Here is a 14,253-nt window from a genome sequence, read left to right on the forward strand (position 1 = left end):
CATGCCCTCGAACACCTTCACCAGCCGGTCGGTCTCGGCGGCTTCGCGGCCGTCGGCCTGGGCCAGCAGCGCTTGCACATCGGCCTTCAGGCCCTGCAGCACCTTGGTCTTGACGTCGATCTTCGCCTCGGCGGCGGCCAGCAGGGCAAGTTGGGTGGAGAGGTCGGCTTCGCGCTGGTCCAGCTGACCGCGGCGCGCGCCCAGGTTCTGCAGCACCTGCAGTTCGGCGGGCGAGAGGCCGGCTTCCTTGGCCAGTTCCGCGGCGGTGGGCGCGCAGACCGGCTTGGCGGTGATGGTCGGCGGCGGCAGGCCGGCGGTGGCGGCTGTGTCGGCGGCGTCACCGGTGGCCGCGGCAACGGTCGAGCCGCCCGGGACGGCGGGCATGACGGGCTTCGCCGCCGCATCGGCGGGCGTGGCGTCGGCCGGCTTGGCGGACTTGGCCTTGGCCTTCTTATCGCCGCCGATCGGCTTGGCGGCCTCTTCGGCGAAGGCCTTGGCGCCGGAGATCAGGTCGGGAAGACTGCGCGCGCCGGCGAGCGCATTGATCGCCAGCACGCCGCCCAGCGCGACCCCCACCAGCGGCAGGATGCGAGGCATGTTCTTCACCGGCGGGCTCCGCGGATAGCTTCAAGGATCAGGGGTTCGTCGTCGAAGAGCTCGTCCTCGACGGTGCGGCGGGCGCGCGCCGGCTGTTGCGGCTGCATCTGGGCGCGGACCTCGTTGCGGACTTCCGGGCGCAGCGGCGGCATGACCCGCTCGGGGCGCGCCTCGCGGGCGGCGGCCAGCAGGGCGCCCAGACGGCGCTCGGCCACCGGGTCGTCCGGGGTCGCGGCGGCAGGGCGCTGCGGCACCGCGGCGTGCTCGGCCAGGCGCTCCAGCTTCATGGCCAGGCTGCGGCCCTTCTCGATACGGTCGGCCAGCATGTCGACGGCCTCGTCGGTGGCGGCGCGCAGGTCGGAAAGGCCCTGTTCGGCGCGGGCCGCGGCGGTGTTCAGCTCGGCGACGGCGGTGGCGAAGCCGTCATGGCTGTCGCGCAGCGCCTTCAGGCGGCGGTTCAGGCGCCAGCCCATCATCAGGGCGGCGACCAGGAGCCCGGCCAGCAGCAGGTTCATGGCCAAACCGATCAAGCTCATGATGTCCTCGTCACGGCTTGCCGCGCGTGCGGCGTCAGCGGCGCCTCCACACGGACGGCGATGTGGGCGTTGCGGCGGCCCATGCGGCCGCGGGTGAGCGGGATGACGCCGGCGCGCAGCTCGATCAGACTGTCCGGCGTGGCGTTCAGCATCAGGGTGTCGCCGACCTTCAGGTCGAGCACCTGCTTGAGGCCCATCTGCTGCTCGTCGAGCACGGCGCGGACGTCCATCTGGGTGGTCCAAAGCTCGGTGGCCAGGTGGCCTTCCCAGATGTTGTCGCGGCCGAACTTCTCACCCATGAACTGCTGCAGCAGCATCTTGCGGATGGGTTCCAGCGTGGCGTAGGGCAACAACAGCTCGATGCGGCCGCCGCGGTCTTCCATGTCGATGCGCAGCTTCACCAGAATGGCGGCGTTGGCCGGGCGCGCGATGGCGGCGAAGCGCGGGTTGGTCTCCAGGCGGTCCAGCGTGAAGTTCACCGGGGTCAGCGGCTCGAAGGCCTCGCGGGCGTCGGCCAGCACGACCTCGACCATCCGCTGCACCAGCACGCGCTCGATGGTGGTGTAGGGCCGGCCCTCGATACGCATGGCCGCGGTGCCGCGGCGCCCGCCCAAGAGCACGTCGACGATCGAATAGATCAGGTTCGAGTCGACGGTCAGCAGGCCGTAGTTGTTCAGCTCTTCCGCCCGGAACACCGACAGGATCGCCGGCAGCGGGATCGAGTTCAGATAGTCGCCGAAGCGGATGGACGAGATGTTGTCGAGGCTGACCTCGACGTTGTCGGAGGTGAAGTTGCGCAAGGACGTGGTCATCAACCGCACCAGGCGGTCGAAGACGATTTCCAGCATCGGCAGGCGCTCGTAGGAGACCAGCGCCGAGTTGATGATCGCGCGGATGCCGGTGCGCTCGCCGCCCTCTTCCTCGGAGAGGTCGAAGCCGAGCAGGCTGTCGATCTCGTCCTGATTGAGGATGCGTTCGGACTGGCCGTCGGGGTCGTCGGCCCACGAGTTGGTGTCCTCGCCGTTCGGCGCGGCGTCGGCGGCCTGGACCCCTTCGGGCGTCTCGGCGGTGATGTCTTCGGGTTCGTCGGCCATGCGTCTTGAGCGATCGCGGGCGCGTCCTGTGAGGGCGCGCTAGTTGATCAGCATCTCCTCGATCAGGACGGCGTTGGCCTTCGACGGCGCGATCACCAGGTTGACCCGGCGCAGGATCTCCATGCGCAGCTGATAGGAGCCCTGGCTGCCGGAAAGGTCCTCCGGGCGCAGTTCGCGCAGGAAGGTCTGGAACATGTCCTGGAGCCTGGGCATGTTCGGCTCCAGGTCGTCGACCGTCGCCTGGTCGGGCAGTTCCAGGGTGAGCTTGAGCTTCAGGAAGGTCGGCTTGCCGTCGGCGGTCTGCATGTTCACGACCACGTCGGGGATCGTATAGAACAGGACGCCGTCCGGGCCTTCGCGGACCACGGCCGCGGTCTTGTCGTCCTTCTTGTCCTTGTCGCCCTTCTTCTTGGCGGGCTTCTTCTTGGCGTCCTTGCCGGCCGCGGCCTCGGGTTTGGGCTTCAGCAGGAAGAAATAGGCAGCCCCGCCGCCGCCGAGCACGAGCACCATCGCGGCCGCGCCGGCGATGAGCATCATCAACGGCAGCTTCTTCTTGGGCTTGGCGCCCTCGCCGTCTTCGCCCTCGGGGGTTTCCCCCTCCGGCGCTTCCTTGACCTTGTCTTCGGCCACGCGCGCGTTCCTTAGAAACTTACGCCTCTCTCATGGGGGCAAGTTGGTTAACGCGCGGTTTTTAACGGTCGTTAATAGGTGCGAACCCTGCCCGGCATTTTCCGCCGCTGGGCAGGCGTTAACTATTCTATTTGTTGATTTCGTTCAGCTTTTAAGTTGGCCCGAAGCTTGCAGCCCTGACTGGCGAAAGTGTCGCGTCCAACAAGGCTGCAAAGAAATTCCATGGACAACGCCCTCTACGTCGGCCTGTCGAACCAGATGGTGCTCAAGCGCCAGATGGACATCATCGCCAACAACATCGCCAACGCCGACACCAACGGCTTCAAGTTCGAAAACCTGATCACCAAGACGGTGCCGGGCGCGCCGGCCTTCACCACGGGCGGCCCGCGTCCGGTGAAGTTCGTGGGCGCCGACGGCGTGGCCCGCGACTTCGGCCAGGGCACCCTGCGCAAGACCGACGCCAACTTCGACCTCGCCATCGAGGGCCAGGGCTTCTTCAAGGTCACCACCAAGAACGGCGACCGCTTCACCCGCGACGGCCACTTCCGCACCGACGCCAACGGGGTGATCACCACCCAGGCCGGCGATCCTGTCGCCGACGACGGCGGCGGCCAGGTCACCATCGACCCGTCGAAGCCCGGCGCGATCACCATCTCGCAGGATGGCATCGTCAGCCAGGGCGCCGAGCGGGTCGGCAAGATCGGCGTCTACAAGTTCGACAGCCTGTCGGCCCTCGAAAAGACCGGCGACAACCAGTTCCAGAACGCCGCCAACCAGCAGCCGACCGCCGCCACCGACGCCAAGGTGCGCCAGGGGATGCTGGAAAGCTCCAACGTCAATCCGATCGTCCAGATCACCAAGATGATCGATGTCAGCCGGGCCTACGAGTCCGTCACCCAGATGATGTCCACCGAATCCGATCTGTCGCGCAACTCCGTCGCGCGGCTCGGCAAGGCCAATTAGTGAGGACCTGAGCGATGCAAGCTCTCCGTACCGCCGCGACCGGCATGGCCGCGCAACAGATGAACGTCGAGGTCATCTCGAACAACATCGCGAACATGAACACCGTCGGCTACAAGAAGCAGCGGGCCGAGTTCCAGGATCTGCTCTACCAGACCCTGCAGCAGGCCGGCGCGCAGTCGTCCGACCAGGGCACCGTGGTGCCGACCGGCGTGCAGATCGGCGCGGGCGTGAAGGCCGGCTCGGTCTACCGGATCAACACCCAGGGCGCGCTCACCCAGACCGGCAACCAGTACGACCTGGCGATCAACGGCCGCGGCTTCTTCCAGGTGCTGACGCCCACCGGCGAGATCGCCTACACGCGGGCCGGCAACTTCTCGACCAACGACCAGGGCCAGCTCGTCACCCAGGACGGCTACCAGGTTCAGCCGGCGATCTCGATCCCGCAGGACGCCACCAACGTCACCATCTCGCCGTCGGGCCAGGTGCAGGTCACCCAGCCCGGCAACACGACGCCCAGCACGGTCGGCCAGCTCGAGCTCGCCAGCTTCACCAACGAGGGCGGCCTTTCGGCCCAGGGCGGCAACCTCTTCCTGCAGACCGGCGCGTCAGGCGCACCGGTCACCGGGGTCCCGGGCGTCCAGGGTTTCGGCACCCTGACGCAGGGCTACACCGAGGCCTCCAACGTCGATCCGGTGACCGAGATCACCTCGCTGATCGTCGCCCAGCGCGCCTACGAGATGAACTCCAAGGTGATCTCGACGGCGGACAACATGCTGCAGGTCGCCAACCAGGTGAAGGGCTAGGGTCATGCGCGGCTTCGTAAGCTTCATCGCGGTTCTGGCCTTTGCCGGCCCCGCCCTGGCGGGCAGCGCCGTCAGCCTGAAGGCCGACGCGGCGAGCGCCGACAGCGTCGTCACCCTGGGCGACCTCTTCGACGGCGCCGGCCCGGCCGGCCGCGTCGCGGTCGCCACCCGCACCGGCCAGACCGTGGTGCTCGACGCGGCGACCGTCCAGGCCGCGGCGCGCCGCGCGGGCCTCGACTGGGCCAACGCCGAGGGTCTGCACCGCATCGTCGTCCACGCCGGCGCGCCCAGCGCCGCGGCGGGGGGCTCGCCTGCTGTGTCCGCCGCACGCGGCAATACCGAGGTCCTGACCTACACCCGCAGCCTGGGCGCCGGAGAGATCGTCCAGCCCACCGACCTCGCCTGGACCAAGGCGGTCGGCGCGCCTGGCGACGCGCCCTCCGACGCCGACCAGGTGATCGGCCAGATGGCCAAGCGTCCCTTGCGCGCCGGCGCGGTGGTGCTGGCCCACGACGTGGCCGCCGCCATCGTCATCAAGGCCGGCGACCTGATCAGCGTGAAATACGACTCCGACGGCGTCTCGCTGACGCTGGAGGGCAAGGCCATGGCGTCGGCCGGCATCGGCGAGACCCTGGCCGTGATGAACACCCAGTCCAAGAAGATCGTCCAGGCCGTGGTCTCCGGACCCGGCCAGGCCGTGGTCGGCCCCGGCGCCGACCAGATGAAATCCGCCCGCTCCCTCCGCTACGCCGCCCGCTAAGAGGAAATCCGTTCCATGCGTACCCGCACCCCAATTCTTGCCTGCACTGGCGCCGCCCTCGCCGTCCTGATCCTGGCCCCGCTCGGCGCCTGTTCCTCGATCAAGGAGGCCGTGAAGGGCCCCGAGCTCTCGCCCGTCGGCTTCCCCGCCCAGCTCGCGCCGCTCGACCAGAAGATCTACGCCCAGAACCCGGCGCCGCAGCCGGCCACCGCCAATTCGCTGTGGCGCACGGGGGCCAGGACCTTCTTCAACGACCAGCGCGCGCACCAGCCCGGCGACATCCTGACCGTGCTGATCAATGTCAACGACAGCGCCAAGACCTCCAACGAGACGACCGCCGGCCGGACCTCGAGCAACAACGTCGGCATCCCCAACCTGCTCGGCCTGGAATCGACGCTTGGGAAGATTCTGCCGAGCGGCTTCAACCCCGCGACCGCCGTCAGCACCAACGCCAAGACCACCAGCGACGGCGTCGGCGCGGTGAACCGCCAGGAGCAGATCACCACCACCATCGCCGCGGTGGTCGCCTCGGTGCTGCCCAACGGCAACCTGGTGATCCAGGGCACCCAGCAGATGATGATCAACAACGAGATGCGCCAGGTGACCATCGCCGGCATCGTGCGGCCCGAGGACATCTCGTCCGCCAACACCATCCTGCACACCCAGATCGCGGAAGAGCGCCTGAACTACGGCGGCCGCGGCGACATCAGCCGCGTCCAGAAGACGCCCGCTCTGCAGTCGATCATGGAGAAGTTCTCGCCGTTCTAGGGCGAGAGGAGGTCGCTTTAAGATGCGCGGGTTGATCGCCCTGGGGTTGCTCGCGGCCGCGCTCGGCGGCTGCGCGACGCCGGTGGAACGCGTCTCCTGGCTGTTGGGTGAGACTCCTCAAGGGACCCTTCAGCTCATGTTGGGCGTCCCCAACTCGGACGATCTGCGGGTTCTGGCCGCTTGCCGGCCGCACTCCGGCGAGATCCGGCTGACGGTCTTCGGCCAGCGCGGCGATCCGCCGATCGTCGAACTGCATTCCGGCGAGCTCTTCAAGCGCTACGGCGGCGGCGGCGTGGACTATGGCGCCGACAGCCTTGGCGGGGTGGAGCTGCAGTTCCAGCTGCGCGCCGACGACCCGATCCTCGCCCGGGTGGCCGATACCGGCGAGCTGAAGATGAAGCTCGGCGACCGGTGGCTGAACCTGCCCAACGGCTTCGCCCAGCAGCACGACTTCCTGCGGCTCTGCCGGGCGAGTGATTAGCAATCCGCGCCACACAAGCTCTTGCAGACTACTTTGCTAGCTAGCGAGAGCTACTTGATCGACTTCAATGCCACCGGCATCGCTTACGTGAAACAAAATGGTCGCACGCCGAGACTGAGAGCTCTTCGAATTTCCCCCACTCGATTCTATATAGACGACACCCGGCGCTTCGTAATTTCCCTCAGCTCTACGAAGGACCAGCCCAGGAACCACGTCGATTCCTAGGACAACCACGGTTCCCTCGCCGCCAGGGCGCAGCTCGCCGTCGATTTTGTCCAAGCCAATCCCATCGACCGCCGCTTGCAGGTCGGAAGCTGAAACATTTCCTGCTTCAAGAGTCGGAGAGGTGTTGGGATCGTTGTCCATGATGGAGGCTATCAGATTAGAGCGACGGGTTCATGTAGCGCCATGTCAGCGCCTCGCAGATTCCACCGAGATCAGACATAATTGACGAGGCATCAACTCCTAGGCTGCCAATGCGGTTCTGAAAGTGAAGGCGAAACGCGGCGGGAATCTTAAATCTCCGCGGTTTGATGATCCGATATCGAGGTTGACCCAGAAGTCTCCGCCGAAACCCCTCCCAATCTTCGGTCGGGTTCAGATGAACCGAAAATACCCCGCGCTGCGAAATCATTCTCGGGGCACGTATTAGCGGCCTCACAAAAGCGACACCGCCTTGGGCATCAAATTGGGAAGGCCAAGTGTCGCTGTCAAACGGCCTTGGGTTCCGCGCGCCTTCATCATTGAGGTCCAGGTAATCGCGCTCTCGAGCGAGGACAGCCACGACCTCGGCGTCCGTATTCAGCGGGCGAGACGAAACTGCAAAATAGGCGGCCACAAGAGGATTTTGAGTCCAATCCAACATACGGGTCGGCAAGCCAAAATGCTGAGCCAGAGCCAGCCAATCCCAATCGCTGAAATCCACTCCCGTCTCGAATTGCCGAGCTCTCCGCTTGAACTCGGCGAGTAACGCGACCTCTGCGGAAGCGGTCCATTTCGAGACCAAATCCTCTCGACCGATCTTAGGGCGTAGCTTCCAAGATGTGTCCGAATGGCCCCGAAACACCCAGTCAGGCGATGAGAGTTCCGAAAGAAATCGTTCAAATCGCCGCCATTGGGGCTCCGGCTCGGGAGGTCTTCCTCTGCGAGCGTCGGCCATTCTAAGCTCGCCAACCCTTGGCGATGGCGTTGTCCATGCCGAGCGCGGCGAGCGCCCCGCGCACGATACCCTCCGCGTCGAGGCCGGCCTGGGCGTACATGGCGTCCGGCTTGTCCTGGTCCTGGAAGACGTCCGGCAGGACCAGGCTGCGGATCTTCAGGCCGCGGTCGAGCGCGCCGTGGTCGGCGAGCGCCTGCAGGACGAACGCGCCGAAGCCGCCCATCGCGCCCTCTTCCACGGTGATCAGCGCCTCGTGCTCGCGGGCGAGCCGCAGGATCAGATCGACGTCCAGCGGCTTGGCGAACCTCGCGTCGGCGACCGTGGCGGGCAGCCCGCGCGCGGCCAGCATGTCGGCGGCCTTCAGCGCTTCGCCAAGGCGCGTCCCGAACGACAGGATGGCGACGGCGGTCCCCTCGCGCACGATGCGGCCCTTGCCGATCTCGTAGGCGTCGGCGAGCGCGGGGATTTCCACGCCCGTCCCCTCGCCGCGCGGATAGCGGAAGGCGGACGGGCGATCGTCGATCTCGACGGCGGTGGCGATGGCGCGGGCGAGTTCGGCCTCGTCGGCCGGGCCCATCAAGACCATGCCCGGCAGCGCGCCCATGAAGCCGATGTCGAAGGAGCCGGCATGGGTCGGCCCGTCGGCGCCCACCAGGCCCGCGCGGTCCATGGCGAAGCGCACCGGCAGGCGCTGGATCGCCACGTCATGCACCACCTGGTCGTAGCCGCGCTGCAGGAAGGTCGAATAGACCGCCGCGAACGGCTTCATCCCATCGGCCGCCAGGCCCGCGGCGAAGGTCACCGCATGCTGCTCGGCGATGCCGACGTCGAAGGTGCGCTCGGGGAAGCGGTCGCCGAACAGGTCCAGGCCGGTGCCGGACGGCATGGCGGCGGTGATGGCGACGATCTTCGGGTCGAGCTCGGCCCGCTTGATCAGTTCCTGGGCGAAGACCTTGGTGTAGCTGGGGGCGGCGGCCTGACCCTTGGCCTGCTGGCCGGTGACCACATCGAACTTGACCACCGCATGGTGCTTGTCGGCGGCGTTCTCGGCCGGGCCGTAGCCCTTGCCCTTCTGGGTGACCACGTGGACCAGCACGGGCCGGTCGTTGATGCCGCGCGCGTTCTGCAGCACATGGACCAGGGCGTCCATGTCGTGCCCGTCGATCGGCCCGACATAATAGAAGCCCAGCTCCTCGAAGAAGGTGCCGCCGGTGACCATGCCGCGGGCGAATTCCTCGGCCTTGCGGGCCGCCTCCTGCATCGGCTTGGGCAGCACGCGCGCCACCGACTTGCCGACCTTGCGCAGCGACTGGTAGCCGCCGCCGGAGACCAGGCGCGCCATATAGGCGCTCATCCCGCCCACCGGAGGCGCGATCGACATGTCGTTGTCGTTGAGGATGACGGTCAGCTGGCGGGTGGTCTCGCAGGCCTGGTTCATCGCCTCATAGGCCATGCCGGCGCTCATCGAGCCGTCGCCGATCACCGCCACGACCTTGTTGTCCTCGCCCTTCTGGTCGCGGGCGGCGGCGAAGCCGAGCGCGGCCGAGATCGAGGTCGCCGCGTGCGCCGCGCCGAACGGATCGTAGGCGCTTTCCGCCCGCTTGGTGAAGCCCGACAGCCCGCCGCCCTGGCGCAGCGTGCGGATACGGTCGCGCCGGCCGGTGAGGATCTTATGCGGATAGGCCTGGTGGCCGACGTCCCAGATCAGGATGTCCTTGGGCGTCTCATAGACATGGTGCAGGGCGACGGTCAGCTCGACCACGCCAAGTCCCGCGCCGAGGTGGCCGCCGGTCACCGACACCGCGTCGATGGTCTCGGCCCGAAGCTCGTCGGCCAGCGTCTTCAACTGGGCGATCGTCATGCCGCGGGTGTCGGCGGGCGAGGCGACCGTGTCGAGCAGAGGGGTGTCGGGCATGGATCTCAAGCGGACCGCGAACGGGAACTAGTTTCGGCGCTCTAACACGAAATCGACGCTCGCCCGCAGGAATTCGGCCGCCACGCCGAAGGGCTCCAGGTGAGCCTTGGTCTGGTCGCGCAGCAGGCTCAGCCGCTCGCGCGCGGCGTCGACGCCCAGCAGGGTGACGAAGTTCGCCTTGCCCTTTTCAGCGTCCTTGCCGACCGCCTTGCCCAGGCTCGCCGCGTCGCCCTCGGCGTCCAGCAGGTCGTCGACGATCTGATAGGCCAGGCCCAGATCGTGGGCGAAGGCCAGCATGGCGTGGCGCTCGCTATCCTTGGCGCGGGCGATCACCAGCGGCAGCTCGAAGGCGCAGGCGATCAGCGCCCCGGTCTTCAGCCGCTGCATGCGCGCGACCCCGCCCAGATCGTCGCGCACGCCCAGAATGTCGATCATCTGGCCGCCGGCCATCCCCTTGGCGCCCGCCGCCTGGGCGAGCTTCATCACCAGCTCGGCGCGGATCGCCCCGTCGGAATGGGTGTCCGGGTGCGCCAGGATCTCGAAGGCCGCGGTCTGCAGCGCGTCGCCGGCCAGGACCGCGGTCGCCTCGTCATAGGCCTTGTGGGTGGTCGCCCGGCCGCGCCGCATGTCGTCGTCGTCCATGCACGGCAGGTCGTCGTGGATCAGGCTGTAGGCGTGGATGCACTCCAGCGCGCAGGCCGCGCGCAGCACCGCGCGTTCCGGCGCGTCGAACATCTTGCCGGTCTCCAGCGCGAAGAAGGTGCGCAGCCGCTTGCCGGGCCCGAGCGCCGCATAGCGCATCGCCTCGGTCAGCCGGCCCTCCGGCCCGTCCGCCCGGGGCAGAAGCTCGTCCAAGGCGACGGTGACCAGATCGGCGGCCTGGGCCACACGATGGGAGATCGCTCCGGTCCGGGGCGCCGGCCCGCCTGGATCGTTGGCGGGCATCAGCTGAACTCGGCGGGTTCGGCTGCCCGAGGACCGGTCATGGCTTGCCCCTTTCACCCCAAAACAGCCAAGCGTTGAGGCGCATGTTGTTGGCGCTCAGCGGCGACATCACGGCTCCCCAAACCACCACGAGGGCGAAGACCATCAGGGCGGAAGCCGCTGCCCAAGCAACAGCATGTGAACGAACCGGCGGAGGCTGAAGGTCGCGCAGTGAGCCATCTCCGGGATGGCCGTTCTCAAGCCAGACCTTCAAGGGCTGTCCTCGATGGAGATCAAAGCAATCGGGGGGACCGACCGGGCTGGAACCGCTGGTCTGGAATGTCCTTCCACCCACCTGGTAGGCAAATGTGACCCGGCCGTGGTTCTGGCAATCGGTCGACAACAACCACCCTGCGACTACGGATTCGCCAGCAAACATCTCCGGAGGGGGATTTGGTGCGAGCCAGAGAATGGCGGCAGCGCCGGCTGCGCAGAGCAGTCCGAACAAGACCTGAACAGCGAGAACCGCCCGGCGCATCAGCTGAACTCGGCGGGTTCGACTCCCGGCGGGCCGCCCGCGCCCACCACAATCTTCTCCACGCGCAGGCGCGCGGCCTCGAGCCGCGTCTCGCAGTGGGCCTTCAGCGCCGCGCCGCGTTCGTACATGCGGATGGAGTCCTCCAGCGGCGCCTGGCCGCTCTCCAGCCGCGCGACGATCTGCTCGAGCTCGGCCAGCGCCTGTTCGAAGCTGAGGGTGGCGATGTCGGCCGGTTCGGACATGGGTCCTTCCTAACGCCGCTCGAAGCGCCGCGTCGACCAGTACTTGTAGCCTTCACGCAGAGTCGGACGCCAACCGCGCCGCTTCAGCGCGCGCGCGATCAAAAAATTGAAGAACCCGTGGGCCAGGACCACGACGTTCTGTCCGCCAAGCGCCAGCTCTTGCAGCTTGTCCGCCGCCTGGTCGGCGCGGGCCTCGGCCTCACGCCGCGTCTCGCCGCCTTCATGATGATCGAAGAACCACCACCAGAACCGCGCGAAGAAGCCCCAGAGCCTGGGCGACAGCCGGATCCACGACGGCCAGTTGGGTGGCGGCAAGGGCGCCTCGACCAGAAGGGCCTCCTGCTCGAAGGCGCGGCCCTGTCCCACCGCCTGGGCGCTCTCGATGGCGCGCAGGCGCGTGGACGCGATCAGCAGGTCGCACTGCTCGACGAAGACGGAGAGGTGCGCCGGCGGCGTCTGGCCGGGCAGCAGGCCCATGATCTCGTAGTTGGCCCAGAAGTCGCGGTATTCGCTGGCCGACAGCCTGACCTTGCGCGAGAGCGCCGGCTCGCCGTGACGGGCGAGCGTGATCGCGCCAGTGGATTTGGAGGCGGTCAAGGCGCCTGCCGGTCCATCTGAACGGCCTGCCAATTGACCCCCACGCGCCGCCCCTAACCCTCGGAGAGAGCCCGCACGTGCGCCACCGCCGACGAGCCCAATGCTTCAAGGTCGTAACCGCCCTCCAGCGAGGACACAACCCGGCCCTTGGCGTGGCGGTTGGCCACCGAGGCGATGGCGCGGGTGGCCCAGGCGAAATCCTGCGCCTCCAGCGACTGGCCGCCGGCGCCCAGCGGGTCGCGCACATGGGCGTCGAAGCCGGCGGAGACGATGATCAGGTCGGGCGCGAAGGCGTCGACCTTGGGCATCAGGCTCTCGAACGCCTTGCGCCAGACCTCGCGGCTGCCGCCCTCCGGGGCCACGGCGTTGGCGATATTGGCGCTGACCGGCTCGTCCGGATGGCCGGTGCCGGGCCACATGGGCCACTGCTGGATCGAGGCCAGGAACAGGCCGTCCTGGCCGTCGAACGCGGCCTGGGTGCCGTTGCCGTGGTGGATGTCGAAGTCGACGACGGCGACCTTACGTAGGCCCGCCTCCTGGGCGGCGCGGGCGGCGATGGCCACGTTGGAGAAGATGCAGAAGCCCATCGGCAGGCCGGGCTCGGCGTGGTGGCCCGGCGGGCGCACGGCGCAGAACGCACGGTCGGCCTCGCCGGCGGCCACGTCGCGCACCGCGGCCACCACGGCGCCGGCGGCGCGGCGCGCGGCGTTGAGGCTGCCGGCCGACATCCAGGTGTCCTCGTCGAGTTTCAGCCGTCCGGCCGCGGGCTGGCTGGCGAAGATCGCGTCGAGGTAGGGCCGGCGGTGGACGCGGGCGAGATCGGCCTCCTCCGCCAGGGGCGCGTCGCGCACCATGAAGCGCATATCGCTGTCGCTCAGCGCCTGCGTCACCGCCTTCAGCCGCTCCGGCCGTTCGGGGTGGCGATCGCCTGGATGGTGGTCGAGCATATCGACATGGGTGTAGAGCGCGACAGTCATGCTTCACCTTACCTCAGATTCCGCGTTATGCCTGAACCCCTGATCCGCCGCGCCGGGTCCGCCGATGCGCAGATCCTCGCCGCCATCGGCGCGCAGACCTTCGTCGAGACCTTCGGGCATCTCTATCCGCCGGACGACCTCGCGAGCTTCCTCGCGGAGGCCTACGGCCTGGAGCGCACCCGCGCCGACCTGGCGGACCCGCAAAAGGCCGCGTGGCTGGTCGAGGCGGGCGGCCAGGCCATCGGCTACGCGCTGGCCGGGCCCTGCGGCCTTCCCCACGCCGAGGTGACGCCCCAATGCGGCGAGCTCAAGCGCATCTATATGCGCAAGGACGCGCAGGGCGGCGGTCTGGGCCTGCGCCTGTTCGGCGAGATCATGGCCTGGCTGGAGGCCCAGGGGCGGCGCACGGTCTGGCTCGGCGTCTGGTCGGAGAACCACGGCGCCCAGCGGTTCTACGCCCGCCAGGGGTTCGCGAAGGTCGGCGAGTATGGCTTCGCGGTCGGCAGCGTAGTCGATCACGAATACATTCTCAGGCGAGATGGGAACAGTTTTGCCGGCGGGACCGCGAAATCGGCGTCAAACGAACACAATCTCGCCTGAATCGGCCCGTCACGCGGTAGAATATTGCCGCGATTTAACCTTTCGCCTCTTGGCGGGAAGCTCTGCATTTGGGACTCTGCGCGCCGGAACCTCTTCAAACGGCGGGGCGCGGGCGGGCGCATGCTCAGGATCGGCTATGTGAGGCTGCGCGAGCCGGCGCCCGGAAGCGAGGCTTCCGACGGCGTCTCCTTGGGCGACGCGGCTCGGGACGCGGCGGATCTACGCGCGGCCGGCTGCCAGGTGGTGCGCGCCGAGGAGCCGCCGCAGCCGGGCGCCGATCCCTTCGCGACCCTGCATTCGATCCTCGACTTCATCGGCTCGGGCGATGAGCTGGTGGTCGGGCGGCTGGACCATCTGGGCGCCAGCGGCCGGGCCATGCTGACGGTGCTGGAGCGTCTTGAGCGGCGCGGCGCCAGCCTGCAGATCCTGCGGCCCGACCTCTCAAGCCGCGGCCCCGGCGGCCCGGCGCTCCGCGCGGCGCTGGAGGCGGTGGCGGCCTTCGAGCCGGTGGGCCCGGCCCGGGCGCGCAAGCCCGCCGCGACCCAGGAAATCCGCGCCCTGCAGCGCGCCGGCGTCGGGCCGGTCGAGATCGCGCGGCGCCTGGGCGTCAGCCGCATGACCGTCTGGCGCAAGCTCCGCGCGCTGGAACCCTGCGGCGGCTAGTCCGCG

18 protein-coding genes are annotated in these 14,253 nt (G+C 68.2%); 7 read left to right on the forward strand and 11 right to left on the reverse strand.

Annotation, left to right across the window (positions count from 1 at the left end):
• The 4 genes from VKQ35_RS01655 to VKQ35_RS01670 all read right to left on the reverse strand — a co-directional run.
• On the reverse strand, positions 1–606 hold a 606-nt coding region (locus VKQ35_RS01655; protein WP_414692301.1), incomplete at its 3' end, for a hypothetical protein.
• Entirely contained in the window at positions 603–1,133 is a 531-nt protein-coding gene (locus VKQ35_RS01660) for a DUF6468 domain-containing protein (RefSeq protein WP_324358307.1), read from the reverse strand. The genes VKQ35_RS01655 and VKQ35_RS01660, both read right to left, overlap by 4 nt.
• Positions 1,130–2,227: a flagellar motor switch protein FliM gene (gene fliM, locus VKQ35_RS01665; RefSeq protein WP_324358308.1), complete on the reverse strand. Its 1,098-nt coding sequence runs from the start codon at positions 2,225–2,227 to the stop codon at positions 1,130–1,132. The genes VKQ35_RS01660 and fliM overlap by 4 nt, the downstream gene beginning before the upstream one ends.
• A gap of 39 nt (positions 2,228–2,266) precedes the next feature.
• Complete coding sequence (locus VKQ35_RS01670) at positions 2,267–2,857, reverse strand: flagellar basal body-associated FliL family protein (RefSeq protein WP_324358309.1); 591 nt, start codon at positions 2,855–2,857, stop codon at positions 2,267–2,269.
• Positions 2,858–3,079: 222 nt separating this feature from the next.
• Here VKQ35_RS01670 and flgF point away from each other — a divergent pair, with 222 nt between their 5' ends.
• The 5 genes from flgF to VKQ35_RS01695 are packed head-to-tail and all read left to right on the forward strand — an operon-like array spanning position 3,080 to position 6,632.
• Positions 3,080–3,820, forward strand: coding sequence for a flagellar basal-body rod protein FlgF (gene flgF, locus VKQ35_RS01675; RefSeq protein WP_324358310.1), 741 nt, complete (start codon positions 3,080–3,082; stop codon positions 3,818–3,820).
• 14 nt (positions 3,821–3,834) lie between these two features.
• Positions 3,835–4,623 carry a flagellar basal-body rod protein FlgG gene (flgG, locus tag VKQ35_RS01680; protein ID WP_324358311.1) on the forward strand — a complete coding sequence of 263 codons (789 nt, stop codon included), beginning with the start codon at positions 3,835–3,837 and terminating at the stop codon, positions 4,621–4,623.
• 4 nt (positions 4,624–4,627) lie between these two features.
• Positions 4,628–5,383 (forward strand): flagellar basal body P-ring formation chaperone FlgA, encoded by a 756-nt coding sequence (flgA, locus tag VKQ35_RS01685; RefSeq protein ID WP_324358312.1) that lies wholly within the window; start codon positions 4,628–4,630, stop codon positions 5,381–5,383.
• 15 nt (positions 5,384–5,398) lie between these two features.
• Positions 5,399–6,151: a flagellar basal body L-ring protein FlgH gene (flgH, locus tag VKQ35_RS01690; protein WP_324358313.1), complete on the forward strand. Its 753-nt coding sequence runs from the start codon at positions 5,399–5,401 to the stop codon at positions 6,149–6,151.
• Positions 6,152–6,173: 22 nt separating this feature from the next.
• Positions 6,174–6,632 carry a hypothetical protein gene (locus VKQ35_RS01695; protein ID WP_324358314.1) on the forward strand — a complete coding sequence of 153 codons (459 nt, stop codon included), beginning with the start codon at positions 6,174–6,176 and terminating at the stop codon, positions 6,630–6,632.
• A 36-nt stretch (positions 6,633–6,668) separates the two neighbouring features.
• Here the strand turns inward: VKQ35_RS01695 and VKQ35_RS01700 are convergent, their stop codons facing one another.
• From VKQ35_RS01700 to VKQ35_RS01730, 7 genes are all read right to left on the reverse strand, one after another.
• Entirely contained in the window at positions 6,669–6,998 is a 330-nt protein-coding gene (locus tag VKQ35_RS01700; RefSeq protein WP_324358315.1) for a hypothetical protein, read from the reverse strand.
• Positions 6,999–7,014: 16 nt separating this feature from the next.
• Positions 7,015–7,791, reverse strand: coding sequence for an FRG domain-containing protein (locus VKQ35_RS01705; protein ID WP_324358316.1), 777 nt, complete (start codon positions 7,789–7,791; stop codon positions 7,015–7,017).
• A 1-nt stretch (position 7,792) separates the two neighbouring features.
• Positions 7,793–9,706, reverse strand: coding sequence for a 1-deoxy-D-xylulose-5-phosphate synthase (gene dxs, locus VKQ35_RS01710; protein WP_324358317.1), 1,914 nt, complete (start codon positions 9,704–9,706; stop codon positions 7,793–7,795).
• Positions 9,707–9,733: 27 nt separating this feature from the next.
• On the reverse strand, positions 9,734–10,651 hold the full coding sequence (locus VKQ35_RS01715) for a farnesyl diphosphate synthase (RefSeq protein ID WP_324358318.1): 918 nt from the start codon (positions 10,649–10,651) through the stop codon (positions 9,734–9,736).
• 516 nt (positions 10,652–11,167) lie between these two features.
• Complete coding sequence (locus tag VKQ35_RS01720) at positions 11,168–11,410, reverse strand: exodeoxyribonuclease VII small subunit (protein WP_324358319.1); 243 nt, start codon at positions 11,408–11,410, stop codon at positions 11,168–11,170.
• Positions 11,411–11,419: 9 nt separating this feature from the next.
• Positions 11,420–12,007, reverse strand: coding sequence for a histidine phosphatase family protein (locus tag VKQ35_RS01725; RefSeq protein ID WP_324358320.1), 588 nt, complete (start codon positions 12,005–12,007; stop codon positions 11,420–11,422).
• 53 nt (positions 12,008–12,060) lie between these two features.
• Positions 12,061–12,984, reverse strand: a complete 924-nt coding sequence (locus VKQ35_RS01730; RefSeq protein WP_324358321.1) for a histone deacetylase family protein — start codon at positions 12,982–12,984, stop codon at positions 12,061–12,063.
• Between the two features lie 27 nt (positions 12,985–13,011).
• Between VKQ35_RS01730 and VKQ35_RS01735 the strand changes: the two genes are divergently transcribed.
• Together VKQ35_RS01735 and VKQ35_RS01740 are read left to right on the forward strand one after the other, a co-directional pair.
• On the forward strand, positions 13,012–13,584 hold the full coding sequence (locus tag VKQ35_RS01735) for a GNAT family N-acetyltransferase (RefSeq protein WP_324358322.1): 573 nt from the start codon (positions 13,012–13,014) through the stop codon (positions 13,582–13,584).
• 120 nt (positions 13,585–13,704) lie between these two features.
• The gene (locus VKQ35_RS01740) at positions 13,705–14,247 is read left to right on the forward strand and encodes a recombinase family protein (protein WP_324358323.1); all 543 of its coding nucleotides are present in this window, start codon (positions 13,705–13,707) and stop codon (positions 14,245–14,247) included.
• Positions 14,248–14,253 lie beyond the last annotated feature (6 nt).

It is taken from the genome of Phenylobacterium sp., assembly GCF_035309685.1.
Classification (GTDB): domain Bacteria; phylum Pseudomonadota; class Alphaproteobacteria; order Caulobacterales; family Caulobacteraceae; genus Phenylobacterium.